We start from the raw sequence: 12,935 nt of genomic DNA, 5'->3' as shown, positions 1-12,935 counted from the left end.
TCGTGGTAGGACGGCAAGTTACCTCAACCGCCCCCACACAGATCCGGACGTGCGGAACTACCGCATCCGGCTCTTCAGTTATATATTCGCCCGCGTAATACGCAGTCCTAGCCGTACCTTACCTTCTTTATGGCGGGTACGCGTACATTGAACCACCTTAATAGCTGAGTAAATTCCAACCAATTATAGCTACGGCGCTAACTCCGTCGGTTTAACCATTTGTACAGCGTCCTGACCGACAAGTAATACAGTCGAGACAGGCTTTTACTGTTGCCTGGCAGACCGAAGTCATTGCCAAAGCCTTGTAACTTTCGTTTCACGGCCGCGAGCAATTCTTGAAGAGGCCTGGAACGATTGTATTTTATCCAGTTAACCATCTCCTTGATACTCGCCCGTTGCTTTTCTCTGGCTAATTTCAGGTGTACCGCCAACTTACCTCGATAACTGATATCCCAGTAAATTTCAAACCCCAGAAATACGATTCGCCGCGTCCTTCCCGGTTCAAAACGGCTAAATCGAAGCAGTCGCGTTTTCTCGCCTGCCAGACCCAGTCCGAATTTTCCCAGTCGCTTCGCAAGTCGATGATAGAACTGCCGAGGCATAGTTTTGCCACCCATTTACTGGAGGCCGGACGCGATATAAGAAGGGTGCAGGAATTACTGGGCCACAGCGATGTACGAACAACACAGATCTATACCCATGTGATTGGGCAGCATTTTGCCGGTACCCGTAGCCCGTTGGATAATTTTTTCGGATAAGTCCGTATTTGGGGCAAGGCTACCCAGTCCTTCAGCCACGCTACCGCCCGGGCCTTGCGGGCGACCAGCCTCTTCTCTTCCCTTTTGTTGAGGCTGATCCGGGAGCTGGTGGAATCATATGAAACTGTCGCATTATGACGCCATGCGTCGCTAAATGGAAGGAAACGAAGCCCATGATTACAGGGTACATTGGGCATCGTTTTGAATGTGGCAGGGATTAGCTTGCAGCGGGCCGGTGGAGTGGCCCTTTTTGTGAAGCTGGTATGACGATCGAATAGATCGATTGTTGAATATAATTGGTTTTAGCCCGGCGCTGCGGTAGACACATCTGCCAGTGATTGCGTTCCCCAATAAAAGATTCCCGATTTTTTCCCCAAAATCGTCGCCGACATATGGCTATCGCAGGGCTTTTCCGCCAATCCATAACAAACATGCAGCGGCAGCAGGTGCTCCTCCCGAGGATGACAGAATCGGGCATAGGGGGCGCGATCCCAATGCGCCAGCCGCTCCGCCCTTTCCGGCTCCTCCATGGCCGCATCGGTGCAGGTTTCCTGCAGCCAGTCTTCGAACGCCTCGTTGCCGGCCTGAATCTCCGGCGTGTTGGCCGCAAAAAACGCGCGCATGTTATGGAAAGAAAAACCGGAACCAATCACCAGCAGGTTGTCGTCATCCAGTGCCTGCAAGGCACGGCCGATCGCCAGGTGCGTAGTGGCATCCAGGCTGTCTACCAGCGACAACTGCACACAGGGAATATCCGCCTGCGGATACATCAGCTTGAGAGGGACAAACAAGCCGTGATCAAAGCCCCGCTGATCATCAAGCCGTGCGGCAATCCCCGACTGCTCCAACGCATCATGGATCTGCCCCGCCAGCACTGGCTCACCGGGGCATGGATACTGGATATCGTAGGACTCTGGCGGAAAGCCATAGTAATCGTAGATCAACGGCGGGGTGGCTCCCGAGGTAATGGTGGGTACCGACTCTTCCCAGTGGGCACTGATAACCAGTATGGCGGAGGGCTTGCGCAGCGTGCCGGCGATCTCGGTAAGCCGCTCCACCATTTCACTGTGGCCCGGATCCCCCAGCAAGGGCATTGGGCCGCCGCCGTGGGAGATGAACAGCACATTCGGTTTGGCGTTCATGATAATGACTCCTTCAGATTCGGTTAACAACTGCGGTTAATCGTCATACATTCAGGGTTATAAAAAGCGCTCCCATTCATGGGAGCGCTTCAATCCAACCGCTATGGCCCTATTATGCTCATGCCGGAGTGTTACGCGTGGCTACGCTGACCGTTTCCGGTAGCAGCAACGCGCTCCAGCAGCACTTTGTCCAGTGCGAACCGCCCACCGCCCTGAATGGCGAGAGACAGCGTGACCGCAAACAGGGTCAGGGCATATTCGTAACCGTTGTTGGACATGAACAGGCCATTATCGATATGCACGGCAAATATGGCGATCAGCATGGTAAAGGCCGAAACCAGTGCCGCTGGACGCGTCAACAGTCCCAGCACCAGCGCCAGGCCACCGAAGAACTCGGCACCGCCCGACAGCAGCGCCATCAGGTAGCCCGGTGCCAGGCCAATGCTGGCCAACCACTGCCCGGTTCCTTCCAGTCCATAGCCACCAAACCAGCCAAAGAGTTTCTGGGCGCCGTGGGCTGCCAGGATCAGCCCGACCGGTACCCGCAACACCAGTGCAGCATAACCCGCGTTTGAGTGGAGTACAGTCTGTGCCAGTTTGGAGTTCATCATAATTACCTCAAGTATTTGTCTGTGGATGTTCCCTGAAGCCCCGCTCCAGATGATGTACACACTATACTATCGCCATATTGAAAGACTAAGATGACAATCATTGCTTTATTATCAACAAAACGTTGATAATAATTAAAACTCACTGCTACTGGATAAGCCAATGGATCGTATCGATGCCATGCGCGCCTTCGTCACCGTGGTAAACGAAGGCAACTTTACCCGTGCCGCCGACCGGCTGAACCTGTCTGCGCAGCTGGTCAGCAAGTACGTTTCCCAGCTTGAGCAACATTTGGGGGTACGCCTGCTCAACCGCACCACCCGCAAGATCCACCTGACCGAGGCGGGAGCCAGCTATCACCTGCGAGCTCAGCAGGTGCTGAACGACATCGATGACATGGAAAGCCACATCGGTGATCTGCAAACCCAGGCTCAGGGGCTGCTGCGGATCAGTGCCCCTGTGTCTTTCGCTATCCGTCACATGGCACCCTTGCTGAACGCCTTTCAGAAAGCTCACCCGGCCGTGGGCATCGATCTGCAACTGAACGATCGCAAGGTCGACGTGGTCGAGGAAGGGTTCGATATCGCGCTGCGGATCGGCCACCTGAAAAGCTCCTCGCTGATTGCCAAACGGATCGCCCCCATACGGCTGGTGATGTGCGCCTCTCCGGCCTACCTTAAACAACAGGGTACTCCCCTACGCCCTGAAGATCTCAAGAACCATCGCTACCTGCATTACAGCTACATGGAGCCGGATCCCAGCCACTCTCTGTATCGCTGGCTGAACCGTCATCGCCAAGGTGGCAATAACGATATGATCAGCAACAACGGCGATGTACTGGTCGAAGCCGCCATCGCCGGTGCGGGTATCGCCCTGCAGCCCACCTTTATTTCAGGCTCTGCCATCAAGGCAGGAAAGCTAAAGGTGATTCTGCCGGAGCATGAGCCTGAACCCCTGGGGCTCTATGTGGTTTACGCGCACCGGCAGCTACTGGCGAGCAAGGTGCGCAGCTTCATCGATTTTATTGATGGCTTTTATGGCGACCCGCCCTACTGGGATTAAGCGTTATCCCTACTTGTCAGCCGGACGTCGCTGGCTGGCCGTTCGTATTGGCGCCAGGTAGTGACGCACCTCCGGCGGTGCGTCGCCGCCGTGGTAGACCCGTACCGCGTCGTGAAGATCCTGATCATGCCGGGTAACACGATCATGCTGGCGTAAATGCTCCGCCCAGCTCGACAGAAAGAACCACTCGCACCAGATGTCGGGCTCGGCGGCATCCTGATAAACGCCCCAGCTATCGGCACCGTTACGGTAGCGTTCGGCCGACAGCCCATGGATCGCCTGCAGAAATGCGTCCGTATCCTGCTCCTCGATCACATAGGAGATGGTCACCAACACGGGCCCCCGGTCCGGGGAGTCGTCGAAACTGTCGCCGATCACCGGCGTCCCCCAGCTCATGGCCGGGGTCAGATCCCGATGTTCCCCCTGCCCCAGCCTGGACCGCCAGGTCAGCGGTATCGCAACCAGTGCGCCCACGGCGGCACTCACCAGTGCCGTGGTCAGGGATGTATAGGTGGCTATCTGGCCCCAGACGATAGAGCCGGCCGCCATGCAGCCGAAAAAGACCATGATAAAGATGGACAGGCCCCGGGCACGAACCCAGTTTGGCAGCGCGGTCTGGGCCGATACATTGAGGCTGGTCAGCACCGCTATCCAGCCCAGGCCGCCCAGGAATGCCGCGGGTACGGCGAACCAGGCGCTCGTCGCGAGCCCCAGGCCGACCATGGCGACGGCGGTCACGGCCGCCCCACTCGCCTGCAGAACATTGGTATCGAGTTGCTCACGAATTTTCGGCAACGCCAGAGCCCCGACGACCGCCCCCGACCCGACCGCCCCAAGCAAGGTTCCGTACAGGCCCGCACCACCACCGGGGATAGCCCGTGCAACCAGAGGCAACAGAGCCCAATAGGCACTGGCGAAGGTGAAATAGCTCAGCGCGCGCACTAATGTCGCCTTTAGCGGCTCATTGTGAATGGCATGACGCAGCCCGGTGAGCATACCGCCCAGCAGCGGCTCCGGTGGCAGGGTGCGCGCCGGCACCGGGGGGCGTTTCCAGGCCAGCAAGGCACCGATGATCACGATATAGGTCGCCGCATTAACGGCGAAAGGGGCCGCCAGGCCAATAGAAATGATCAGCGCGCCGGCCAACGCCGGTCCGATCGCGCGGCTGATGTTGATACCCAGACCGTTGAGGGCAATGGCCGGCTGCAGGCTCTCGCGCGGCACCAGCTCGGGCACGATGGCCTGCCAGGCAGGTGCCATGAACGCCGCTCCCGTCCCGATCAAAAAGGTGAATGCCAGCAGACCGAGCGGCGTCATCCAGCCAAGTGCTACCAGCACGGCCAAGCCCAAGGTCACGACCGAAATCACCATATTCACGATAATGAGAAAACGTCGCTTGTCGACGCGGTCGGCCAGCGTGCCGGCAAACAGCGCAAACAGGAATACCGGCAATGCAGTGGCTGCCTGAACCAGGGCCACAATGGCCGGCGACGGGTCGAGCGTGGTCATCAGCCAACCCGCGCCTGCATTGTGCACCCAGGTGCCAATGTTCGAGACCAGGGTCGCAGTCCACAACAACGCAAAAGCGCTGTGCGCGAACGGCGCCCAGGGGGATACCGGCGTTACCTTGTCTTGTGCCTGTTCGCTCATGTCATCGCCTCATGATCCGCCATCTAACTGGTTAGGGTAGCAATATCTCATAACTGATGTGGACACTGGGGCTGGCTTTCCTTCCTCGTCACCCTCGCGAAGGAATGACTAGGAGGGCGGGAATGACGACAGAACCACACCAGTTATGTGGGATTGCTTATGTTTTTGGCTGTTACTCTATGGTCATTTTACGCAGTGTTCGGTCTTTCTTTACAAAGTGGTGATACAGGGCAGCTGAAGCGTGGCCCACTATCAGCAGCCAAACCAACCAGGGTCCTAATATTGCTTTGTGAAGAAAATCCAGCGGCTTTTCAAACTCTTCGAAGGTCAATCCCATTCCATCACGCACTACCGATTCGAATAGCCATGTGCTTTCAAATTTCGGGATGTCGAACATGAAGAAAAATTCCGTATTGGCGCCAGAGCCCAGGTAGCCAGTAACGGGCATGATGATCATGATGGCATATAGAGCATAATGACCCGCATGCGCTGCCAGATGCTCCAGCCTGGTTCCCGGCTCCAAGTCCGGCACGCGGTTGGTCATGCGCCACATAATGCGCAGCACCACGATAACGGCAATGGTGACTCCAATGGACAAGTGCAGCTGAATTGCAATCCAGTTTTCAGGCGTTTTGTCTTCCGTAAACCACTGCCGATAATAGACACTAATATAAGAGCCTAAAAATAAAATGGCCGTCCCCCAATGCAGCCACTTTGCTACCGAGCCGTAGTTGTTAACCGTGTTTCTCATTCTCATAAAGCTTTCCGAAGTGGGTAGGATACCTGGCGCTGCATGCACCATGAAACTGGTGCCTGTTGCCACGCTCGGTACTCACTGTGCGGCAGTTGCGCACTGCATAGTGAGTCACCGTTCGTGAACCTTGCGTGATGTTCTTATCTGCAGGCTAATCAGTCTGCGGCTACCGGATCCTGCACCGGCCCGTGTTCTACCCGCTCGGGCGCCTTGTGCACCATGGTGTAAGCGTAATCTACGCCCATGCCGTAGGCACCGCTGTGCTCCTTGACGATCTCCATCACTGCATCGTAGGTGTCGCGGTTGGCCCAGTCACGCTGCCACTCCAGCAGCACCTGCTGCCAGGTCACGGGGATCACGCCGGCCTGGATCATGCGTTGCATCGCATAATCGTGAGCCTCTTTTGAGGTGCCGCCCGACGCATCGGCGACCATGTAAATCTCGTAACCGGCATCATGCATTGCCGACAGCGCAAAGCTGTTGTTACAGACCTCGGTCCAGAGCCCGGAGACCACGATTTTTTTCTGACCGTTACCGGCCAGGGCATCGCGTACTTTCTGATCATCCCAGGAGTTCATCGAGGTACGCTCGAGTATGGGATGCTTTGGAAAAACGGCGAGCAGCTCGGGATAGCTGTAACCAGAGAACGACTGAGTTTCGACTGTGGTGATGGTGGTCGGTATGTTGAACACCTTGGCCGCTTTGGCCAGGCCCACGACATTATTTTTGAGTGCCTGACGGTCCATTGACTGTACGCCAAAGGCCATCTGCGGCTGCTGATCGATGAAAATGAGCTGACAATTCGTGGGGGTGAGTAGTTCGGTTTTATTATTCATCGCTGCTAACTCCTTGGTCCTGGTGGACGGGTAGTAAAAGTCGGTATTCACAGGCTATGTGCAGCCTGGGCCCGGTTTATTCCGGCAGTGGGATAAATTCTTTTTCGTCACCTGTCACCTTGGGGAAGGTCTGGGCTTTCCAGTCGGCCTTGGCCTGCTCGATGCGCTCGCGGCGGCTGGACACAAAGTTCCACTCCATATAACGATTGCCGAGGTGCTCCCCACCTATGATGGCAATGCGCGCATCCCGAGTGGCCGTCAGCTCAATGCCCGGTGCCTTTGAAAACACCGCCATGCAGTGCTCGGAAACCCTAGTTCCGTTCGCGCTCAACTCGCCTTCGGCCACGTAGACTGCGCGCTCGTCGGCATCCGGCAGTGTGATCTTTTGCCCCGCCTTCAGGTGGGCCTCGACGTACAGGGTGTCCGCATATACCTTGACCGGCGAGGTCGCTCCATAGGCGCTGCCCATGATCACCCGGATTGGCACGCCATCGACGTCGACCCGGGGAATATCGGCATCAGGATAGTGGTAAAACGCCGGATCGATCTCCTCAAAGGCTTCGGGCAGCGCCAGCCACAGCTGCAGGCCGTGGAGGCGGTGCGCCGTTTCGGTCACTTCCGGACGCTCCCGCTCGGAATGGGTAATGCCCTTGCCCGCGACCATGAGGTTGACATCGCCGGGGCGAATGGCCTGATAACTACCGAGCGAGTCGCGATGCAGTATCTCCCCCTCGAATAAATAGGTGACCGTGGCCAGGTTGATATGCGGATGTGGCCGCACATTGATGCCCTCACCGGCGGCGAACTCCGCCGGCCCCATATGGTCAAAGAAAATCCAGGGCCCGACCATGCGCCGCTGCCTGGTCGGTAGCGCCCGGCGTACCGAAAAGCCGCCCAGGTCTGTGTCGCGCGGCTCAATCAACAATTCGATGGCCTTGCATCCGGCCGGTGTGACACAGGTCTGATCAAAGGCTTCTTCTGGCGTCTGTGTATCTGTGCTCATCGTTGCTCTCCTGCCTGCAGTTTCCGCGTCCACTCACCCAGGGACGAGACCAGTTTTGCGATAAACTCGCCGGTTTTCTCATCGGTAAGCCTGCCCTCGGCGTCGAAGCGCTCATGAGCAGAGGAAATCATGACCTCGGGCTTGTTCAAACAGTGCACATCCAGAAACACACAGGCGCGACGCAGGTCGTATTGCGCACGCACGCCACCGAGCAGACTCATACTGGCGCTCATGATAGCGGCGGGCTTGCCGGCGAATGGATGTGGCTGCTCGCGCGAGACCCAGTCGATGGCATTTTTCAACACCCCCGACATCGAGTAGTTGTATTCCGGGGTCGCGAACAGCAAGGCGTCAGCCGCCTGTATCTGCTCCGAGAGCTTGGTCACGGCAGCCGGTACGAGCTGGTCACGCTGGTCCTGGTCATACAGCGGGATGTGTGAAAGATCGGCGAATTCAATGTGCATATCACTGGGGGCGCTGTCCCGTGCGGCCCGCAAGGCAGCGGTATTATAGGAATCCTGACGCAGGCTGCCGGAAATGGCGAGCACCTTGAGTGTGTTAGTCATTTAATCTCCCTATATGATGGTTGTGTTGTATTCGCGAGAGTTCCAGCTTAAGCGGACATATCGAACAGTAGTACCTCTGTTTGTTACTGTCTTTCCAGTGAGGGTGACGGAGCACGGCCCCTCCAGAGCGACGCCATCGCCCGCCGATAACTAAAACTGGGATCGTAATAAATGAAATTATCCTACCCCCGCCCTTTTCTGGATACAATATGACTAACCGGTGACATATCGTCGCCATAAAAGCGACAATAAGAGGTGGATATGGATAATCTCGCGGGCATCCGCGCGTTTACTCAAGTCGTCAAGGCGGGCGGCTTTGCCGCTGCGGCACGGGTGATGGGGTTGTCACGGTCGGTGGTCAACAAAACCGTTATCAAACTGGAGCAGGAGCTCGGCGTTCAATTACTTCAGCGCAGCACGCGCCGGGTCACGCCGACGGACACGGGGCTGGCGTTCTATGAACGCTGCATTCACATTTTAAGTGAGCTGGACGCAGCCACCTCGGCCATCACAGCGTTGCAAAGCAAGCCTGCCGGTACTCTGCGCGTTAACGCGCCCATGTCATTCGGGACACTACATTTATCCCGGGTGCTTGCCGAGTACATGGCCCTCTATCCGGATGTCCATGTCGAATTGGTGCTCAACGATCGCGTGGTTGATGCCATCGAAGAGGGTTTCGACGTGACGGTGCGCGTTGGCACCTCGCAGGCGACCACCAGTCTTGTAACGCGCGAGCTGGCTACTGCCAGGCGCGTGCTTTGTGCCTCGCCGGATTATCTCGAACAATGGGGAGAGCCATTGACCCCGGCTGATCTCAACGTGCACCGCTGTTTGCACTATGGTTATCTGGGCTCTGGCAGCAAGTGGCGTTTACGTGGCCCGGAGGGTGAACAGGCCTTCGCCATCCAGTGTGTCATGTCGTCCAATAATGCCGAGCCGCTGCGTGACGCCGCGATACATCATCAAGGGATCGCCCTGCTACCGACCTTTATCGCCGGCGAGGCACTGCAGAGCGGGCTTTTGCGCACCATACTCGTGGATTACCCGCCGACCGACATCACACTGAGCGCCCTCTATCCCCGACACCGGCATCTGTCGACCAAGGTTCAGCTGCTGATTGATTTATTATCCGAGCGGTTCGGGGGCCGACCTTACTGGGATCGGGTGCGTTGAGACGAGTGTGAAACCTCGGCAGCACTGCTGATGTTAATGCGATCTGGCCGTGATGCGCACGGCCTTGGCGATCGCCACCACGAAGATCAGATCGGAGAACAGCTCAAGCCAGGTCGCCTTGCGGATCGTCTCATTCATCATTGAGTCATACCGCAAAACAGGCACAGCCGAGCGCGCCCCAGAACGAGGTCGCGTCGCGCACCGGAATTGGCTTCGTCCAGGCAATACCGGCGTTGTGGCCGTGCAGTTGGCAATGCGAGCCCTCATGTGAATGACCGTGATGATGCTGCGTGGCGGCAATGTTCGCGTAATCCCCGGTGCGCATGGCCGGCGTTGGGGCCGCATGGATCGGTCCCCAGTCGGGCGATGCGGGCGGCAGCGGCGGGTTATGGTCGCTGAAGGGGCCGTGGGCATGCACGATGCGTCCCCCGAGCATGGTCAGCACGGATGTGATCCGGCGAATGTCCTCGGCGGGCACCGACAGATAGTCGTCCGACAGCACGGCCAGGTCGGCGTACTGCCCCGGTTTGAGTGCGCCCTTGATATCCTGATCCCCAGAAAACCAGGCCGATCCCTGAGTGTAGAGTCGTAGTGCGGTTTCGCGATCGAGCGTGTCAGCTTCGTCATAAAGCGCCAGACCACCCACCGTCTTGCCGGTCACCAGCCAATACAGCGCAGTCCAGGGATCATAAGAGGACACGCGAGTCGCGTCGGTCCCGGCACCCACCGGCAGATCCATTTCCAGCATGCGCGAGACCGGAGGGGTGCGTTTGGCCGCCTGCGGGCCGTAGCGGTCGACAAAGTATTCACCTTGGTAGGCCATGCGGTTCTGTATGGCAATACCGCCACCCAGCGCCTTCACCCGCTCGATATTGCGGTCACTGATGGTTTCGGCGTGATCGATGATAAAGCGGGTTTCGAACGGCTGGCGACCGTTGACTCGTTCGAACACGCTCAAAAAGCGTTCGATGCTCTCATCGTAAGTTGCGTGGATACGAAACGGCCATTTGTTGGTGGCGAGTAATTCGACGATAGGTTCAAGTTCGCGCTCCATCGCCGGGGCGAGATCATGGCGCGGTTCCAGAAAATTTTCGAAATCGGCGGCCGACCAGGTGAGATTTTCGCCACCGCCATTCATTTTCAGTAGTGGTGAACCCGCGCCCGGTTTGGTCATTTTTACCCAGCGCTCGTAATCGGCCAGCTCTTCCCCCGGCTTCTGCGCAAATAGATTGTAGGCGATACGAACCGTGAGCTGACCGGCATCGTCGAGCTCCTGAACAACTTCGTAATCCTCCGGGTAGTTCTGTCCACCACCGCCGGCATCAATCACCGAGGTGATCCCCAACCGGTTCAGCTCGCGCATGAAATGCCGGGTGGAGTTGACCTGGTCCTCACGAGGCAGCGCCGGTCCCTGGGCCAGCGTCGAATACAGAATAAGCGCGCTGGGTGTGGCGAGCAGCATTCCGGTGGGCTGGCCATTTTGATCGCGCACTATGGTGCCGCCCGGCGGATCCGGACTATCCTTGGTCAGGCCGATCGCGTTGAGCGCAGCCTTGTTCAATAGCGCTCGAGCGTAAAGATGCAGCACGAATACCGGTGTATCCGGTGCGACAGCATTGATTTCGTCCAGCGTCGGCATACGCCGCTCGGCAAACTGGAACTCAGACCAGCCACCCACAACCCGTACCCACTGCGGCGGTGGAGTGCGTTCTGCCTGCTCCTTGAGCATGCGCAGCGCGTCGGCCACCGACGGCACGTTTTCCCAGCGCAGCTCCATATTGAAACTCAGACCACCCCGAATCAGGTGGATATGGCTGTCGTTCAGCCCGGGGATCACTCGCCGGCCTTCCAGATCGATTATCTCGGTGGCCGAACCCGCGAGACGCATCATCTCGTTGTTCTTGCCAATCGCTTCCACCTTGCCGTCCGTAATTGCAATGGCCTGGACTTCCGGGTTCGACGGATCGAGCGTAGTGATACGCCCATTTCGCAAGATAGTATCTGTCATGGCCAGCTCCTTTAAGGGGTCTGTTGTCACGTTCCGCGCGATGTAGCGCCGCTGTTCCAGCCTCGTTCCTGGCCCAAGATCTGGCACGCGGTTACGATTTATTCAAATAACCTGAGCGCTAATCAGCGAGCTTGCAGCTTGATGTCACAACGGTTGTCACGGATGTCATCAGTTTGTGGACCGGGCATTTTTCCGCTATTTTCTCGAGGCGTTCCCTGTGGGATTCATCCAGAGGGCCCTTCAAACGTAAATCCACGTGCAAGCGGTAGGTCCCTGAGCGTTCCTCGGCGTTGTCTCTTTCAATATCAATATCGACACTCTCAAGAGGAATATTAGCCTTCTCCGCATACATCAACAAAGTGATGGCCTTGCAGGCTGCGAGTGCGGCGTCATAGAGGTCATGTGGATTGGGGGCGGTATCGGAATCCGTGTCAATTCGAGCATCCGCGCCGAGTTCATGTTGATCAACCTGAAGAAATTGACGGTACTTGCCTAATTCGCTTTTAGATAGTCTGATGGTCACTTGTCGAACTCCTGTTGAATGATTTGAAAGTTCGGCTATGCGCCGACGTATCATCGTTTAGTAGGTGTATCGAGAGAGGGTCAGGTTACTTTTGCTTAAGCCGGACATGTATGGCTCCTCTTTGACCCTCGAGTGGCTCATTGTTCAAAGTGTAGTGGCTATATTTGGTTACCTCTTGCTGAAATAAGGTAACCAAAGCGACTTTCGGGGTTTCTCTTATCGATTCCTGTTTTTGATTCTGTCTTGAAAATAGTCTACTCCGTCACTGCCATTGCTGCCCACATTGAGATACACCTTGGCAGGCGTTCTCCGGGCTTGAGTGTCATGGCCATGTTCACCGCGAAGTCTGGCCATTTTCTCCTGAAACAGATCGACTCCATCGGTGCCATTGCTCCCCACACCCAGATACACTTCTGCCGGCATACATTCCGATACGGAACGACTTTCTTTTTCTGCTCGCAACCTGGCCATTTTTCTCTGATGAATGTCTACACCATCGCTACCATTATTAATCGAATTGAAACAGACCTTGGCAGCATGTTGATGATCGGATGCTAATGCCGCCTGAGGTGAGACAAAAATAGCGGTAGCGAAAATAATGAAAGAGGCAAGTTTCAACATTATATTCTCCTTATTACCGGTTTGTCCGGTTGATATATAAAGGTTTACGGTGGTCGTGCTTGTAATACCCAAGCGCCAGGACCCGCCAGGTATAAGCATGGAGGTCCGGTATGGCCCGCAGGGTATGAGAGTTGTATTAGGGTTGCATTATTGGTAAGCGTCACTGCATCCGCACCTGTTTAGCCCACTTTTAATACCGTAGATTACCCGTTTTAATGAACGAGGTGATC

The 12,935-nt window shown here is 56.6% G+C and carries 12 protein-coding genes and 1 pseudogene; 3 read left to right on the top strand and 10 right to left on the bottom strand.

The features are described 5' to 3' along the window. Positions 1-596: 596 nt before the first annotated feature. Positions 597-758: pseudogene (locus tag ACN0VL_RS14625) on the top strand (tyrosine-type recombinase/integrase); the annotation flags it as partial. A gap of 302 nt (positions 759-1,060) precedes the next feature. Here the strand turns inward: ACN0VL_RS14625 and ACN0VL_RS14620 are convergent. Together ACN0VL_RS14620 and ACN0VL_RS14615 are read right to left on the bottom strand one after the other, a co-directional pair. Next, on the bottom strand, positions 1,061-1,900 hold the full coding sequence (locus ACN0VL_RS14620; RefSeq protein ID WP_417618638.1) for a DODA-type extradiol aromatic ring-opening family dioxygenase: 840 nt from the start codon (positions 1,898-1,900) through the stop codon (positions 1,061-1,063). Between the two features lie 131 nt (positions 1,901-2,031). Further along, complete coding sequence (locus ACN0VL_RS14615; protein ID WP_417618636.1) at positions 2,032-2,511, bottom strand: DoxX family protein; 480 nt, start codon at positions 2,509-2,511, stop codon at positions 2,032-2,034. Between the two features lie 160 nt (positions 2,512-2,671). Here ACN0VL_RS14615 and ACN0VL_RS14610 point away from each other — a divergent pair, with 160 nt between their 5' ends. Further along, positions 2,672-3,571: a LysR family transcriptional regulator gene (locus ACN0VL_RS14610; RefSeq protein ID WP_417618634.1), complete on the top strand. Its 900-nt coding sequence runs from the start codon at positions 2,672-2,674 to the stop codon at positions 3,569-3,571. Positions 3,572-3,580: 9 nt separating this feature from the next. Here the strand turns inward: ACN0VL_RS14610 and ACN0VL_RS14605 are convergent, their stop codons facing one another. The 5 genes from ACN0VL_RS14605 to ACN0VL_RS14585 form a co-directional block, all read right to left on the bottom strand. Continuing rightward, positions 3,581-5,221 carry an MFS transporter gene (locus ACN0VL_RS14605; protein WP_417618632.1) on the bottom strand — a complete coding sequence of 547 codons (1,641 nt, stop codon included), beginning with the start codon at positions 5,219-5,221 and terminating at the stop codon, positions 3,581-3,583. A gap of 172 nt (positions 5,222-5,393) precedes the next feature. Continuing rightward, complete coding sequence (locus ACN0VL_RS14600) at positions 5,394-6,044, bottom strand: cytochrome b (protein WP_417618630.1); 651 nt, start codon at positions 6,042-6,044, stop codon at positions 5,394-5,396. An 86-nt stretch (positions 6,045-6,130) separates the two neighbouring features. Next, positions 6,131-6,811, bottom strand: coding sequence for a hydrolase (locus tag ACN0VL_RS14595; protein ID WP_417618629.1), 681 nt, complete (start codon positions 6,809-6,811; stop codon positions 6,131-6,133). A 76-nt stretch (positions 6,812-6,887) separates the two neighbouring features. Then, entirely contained in the window at positions 6,888-7,814 is a 927-nt protein-coding gene (locus tag ACN0VL_RS14590; protein ID WP_417618628.1) for a pirin family protein, read from the bottom strand. Further along, positions 7,811-8,380: an NADPH-dependent FMN reductase gene (locus ACN0VL_RS14585; protein WP_417618627.1), complete on the bottom strand. Its 570-nt coding sequence runs from the start codon at positions 8,378-8,380 to the stop codon at positions 7,811-7,813. The genes ACN0VL_RS14590 and ACN0VL_RS14585 overlap by 4 nt, the downstream gene beginning before the upstream one ends. A 261-nt stretch (positions 8,381-8,641) precedes the next feature. Between ACN0VL_RS14585 and ACN0VL_RS14580 the strand changes: the two genes are divergently transcribed. Next, entirely contained in the window at positions 8,642-9,553 is a 912-nt protein-coding gene (locus tag ACN0VL_RS14580) for a LysR family transcriptional regulator (RefSeq protein WP_417618625.1), read from the top strand. 145 nt (positions 9,554-9,698) lie between these two features. On the opposite strand, the gene ACN0VL_RS14575 is transcribed toward ACN0VL_RS14580, so the two are convergent. From ACN0VL_RS14575 to ACN0VL_RS14565, 3 genes are all read right to left on the bottom strand, one after another. Next, positions 9,699-11,561, bottom strand: a complete 1,863-nt coding sequence (locus ACN0VL_RS14575; RefSeq protein WP_417618623.1) for an amidohydrolase — start codon at positions 11,559-11,561, stop codon at positions 9,699-9,701. 118 nt (positions 11,562-11,679) lie between these two features. After that, the gene (locus ACN0VL_RS14570) at positions 11,680-12,084 is read right to left on the bottom strand and encodes an OsmC family protein (RefSeq protein WP_417618621.1); all 405 of its coding nucleotides are present in this window, start codon (positions 12,082-12,084) and stop codon (positions 11,680-11,682) included. 216 nt (positions 12,085-12,300) lie between these two features. Then, positions 12,301-12,705, bottom strand: coding sequence for a hypothetical protein (locus ACN0VL_RS14565; RefSeq protein WP_417618619.1), 405 nt, complete (start codon positions 12,703-12,705; stop codon positions 12,301-12,303). Between the last annotated feature and the right edge of the window lie 230 nt (positions 12,706-12,935).

This window comes from Oceanisphaera sp. (assembly GCF_048268965.1).
Classification (GTDB): domain Bacteria; phylum Pseudomonadota; class Gammaproteobacteria; order Enterobacterales; family Aeromonadaceae; genus Oceanimonas.
The sequence above is the reverse complement of the archived record's forward strand: the minus strand, read 5'-3'. Positions and strand labels throughout refer to the sequence as shown.

What these genes read in the sequence shown, in the direction of transcription:
- ACN0VL_RS14620 (WP_417618638.1), bottom strand. Translation starts at nt 1,900, where the DNA reads ATGAACGCCAAACCGAATGTGCTGTTCATCTCCCACGGCGGCGGCCCA.
- ACN0VL_RS14615 (WP_417618636.1), bottom strand. Translation starts at nt 2,511, where the DNA reads ATGATGAACTCCAAACTGGCACAGACTGTACTCCACTCAAACGCGGGT.
- ACN0VL_RS14565 (WP_417618619.1), bottom strand. Translation starts at nt 12,705, where the DNA reads ATGTTGAAACTTGCCTCTTTCATTATTTTCGCTACCGCTATTTTTGTC.
- ACN0VL_RS14575 (WP_417618623.1), bottom strand. Translation starts at nt 11,561, where the DNA reads ATGACAGATACTATCTTGCGAAATGGGCGTATCACTACGCTCGATCCG.
- ACN0VL_RS14605 (WP_417618632.1), bottom strand. Translation starts at nt 5,221, where the DNA reads ATGAGCGAACAGGCACAAGACAAGGTAACGCCGGTATCCCCCTGGGCG.
- ACN0VL_RS14610 (WP_417618634.1), top strand. Translation starts at nt 2,672, where the DNA reads ATGGATCGTATCGATGCCATGCGCGCCTTCGTCACCGTGGTAAACGAA.
- ACN0VL_RS14580 (WP_417618625.1), top strand. Translation starts at nt 8,642, where the DNA reads ATGGATAATCTCGCGGGCATCCGCGCGTTTACTCAAGTCGTCAAGGCG.
- ACN0VL_RS14585 (WP_417618627.1), bottom strand. Translation starts at nt 8,380, where the DNA reads ATGACTAACACACTCAAGGTGCTCGCCATTTCCGGCAGCCTGCGTCAG.
- ACN0VL_RS14590 (WP_417618628.1), bottom strand. Translation starts at nt 7,814, where the DNA reads ATGAGCACAGATACACAGACGCCAGAAGAAGCCTTTGATCAGACCTGT.
- ACN0VL_RS14595 (WP_417618629.1), bottom strand. Translation starts at nt 6,811, where the DNA reads ATGAATAATAAAACCGAACTACTCACCCCCACGAATTGTCAGCTCATT.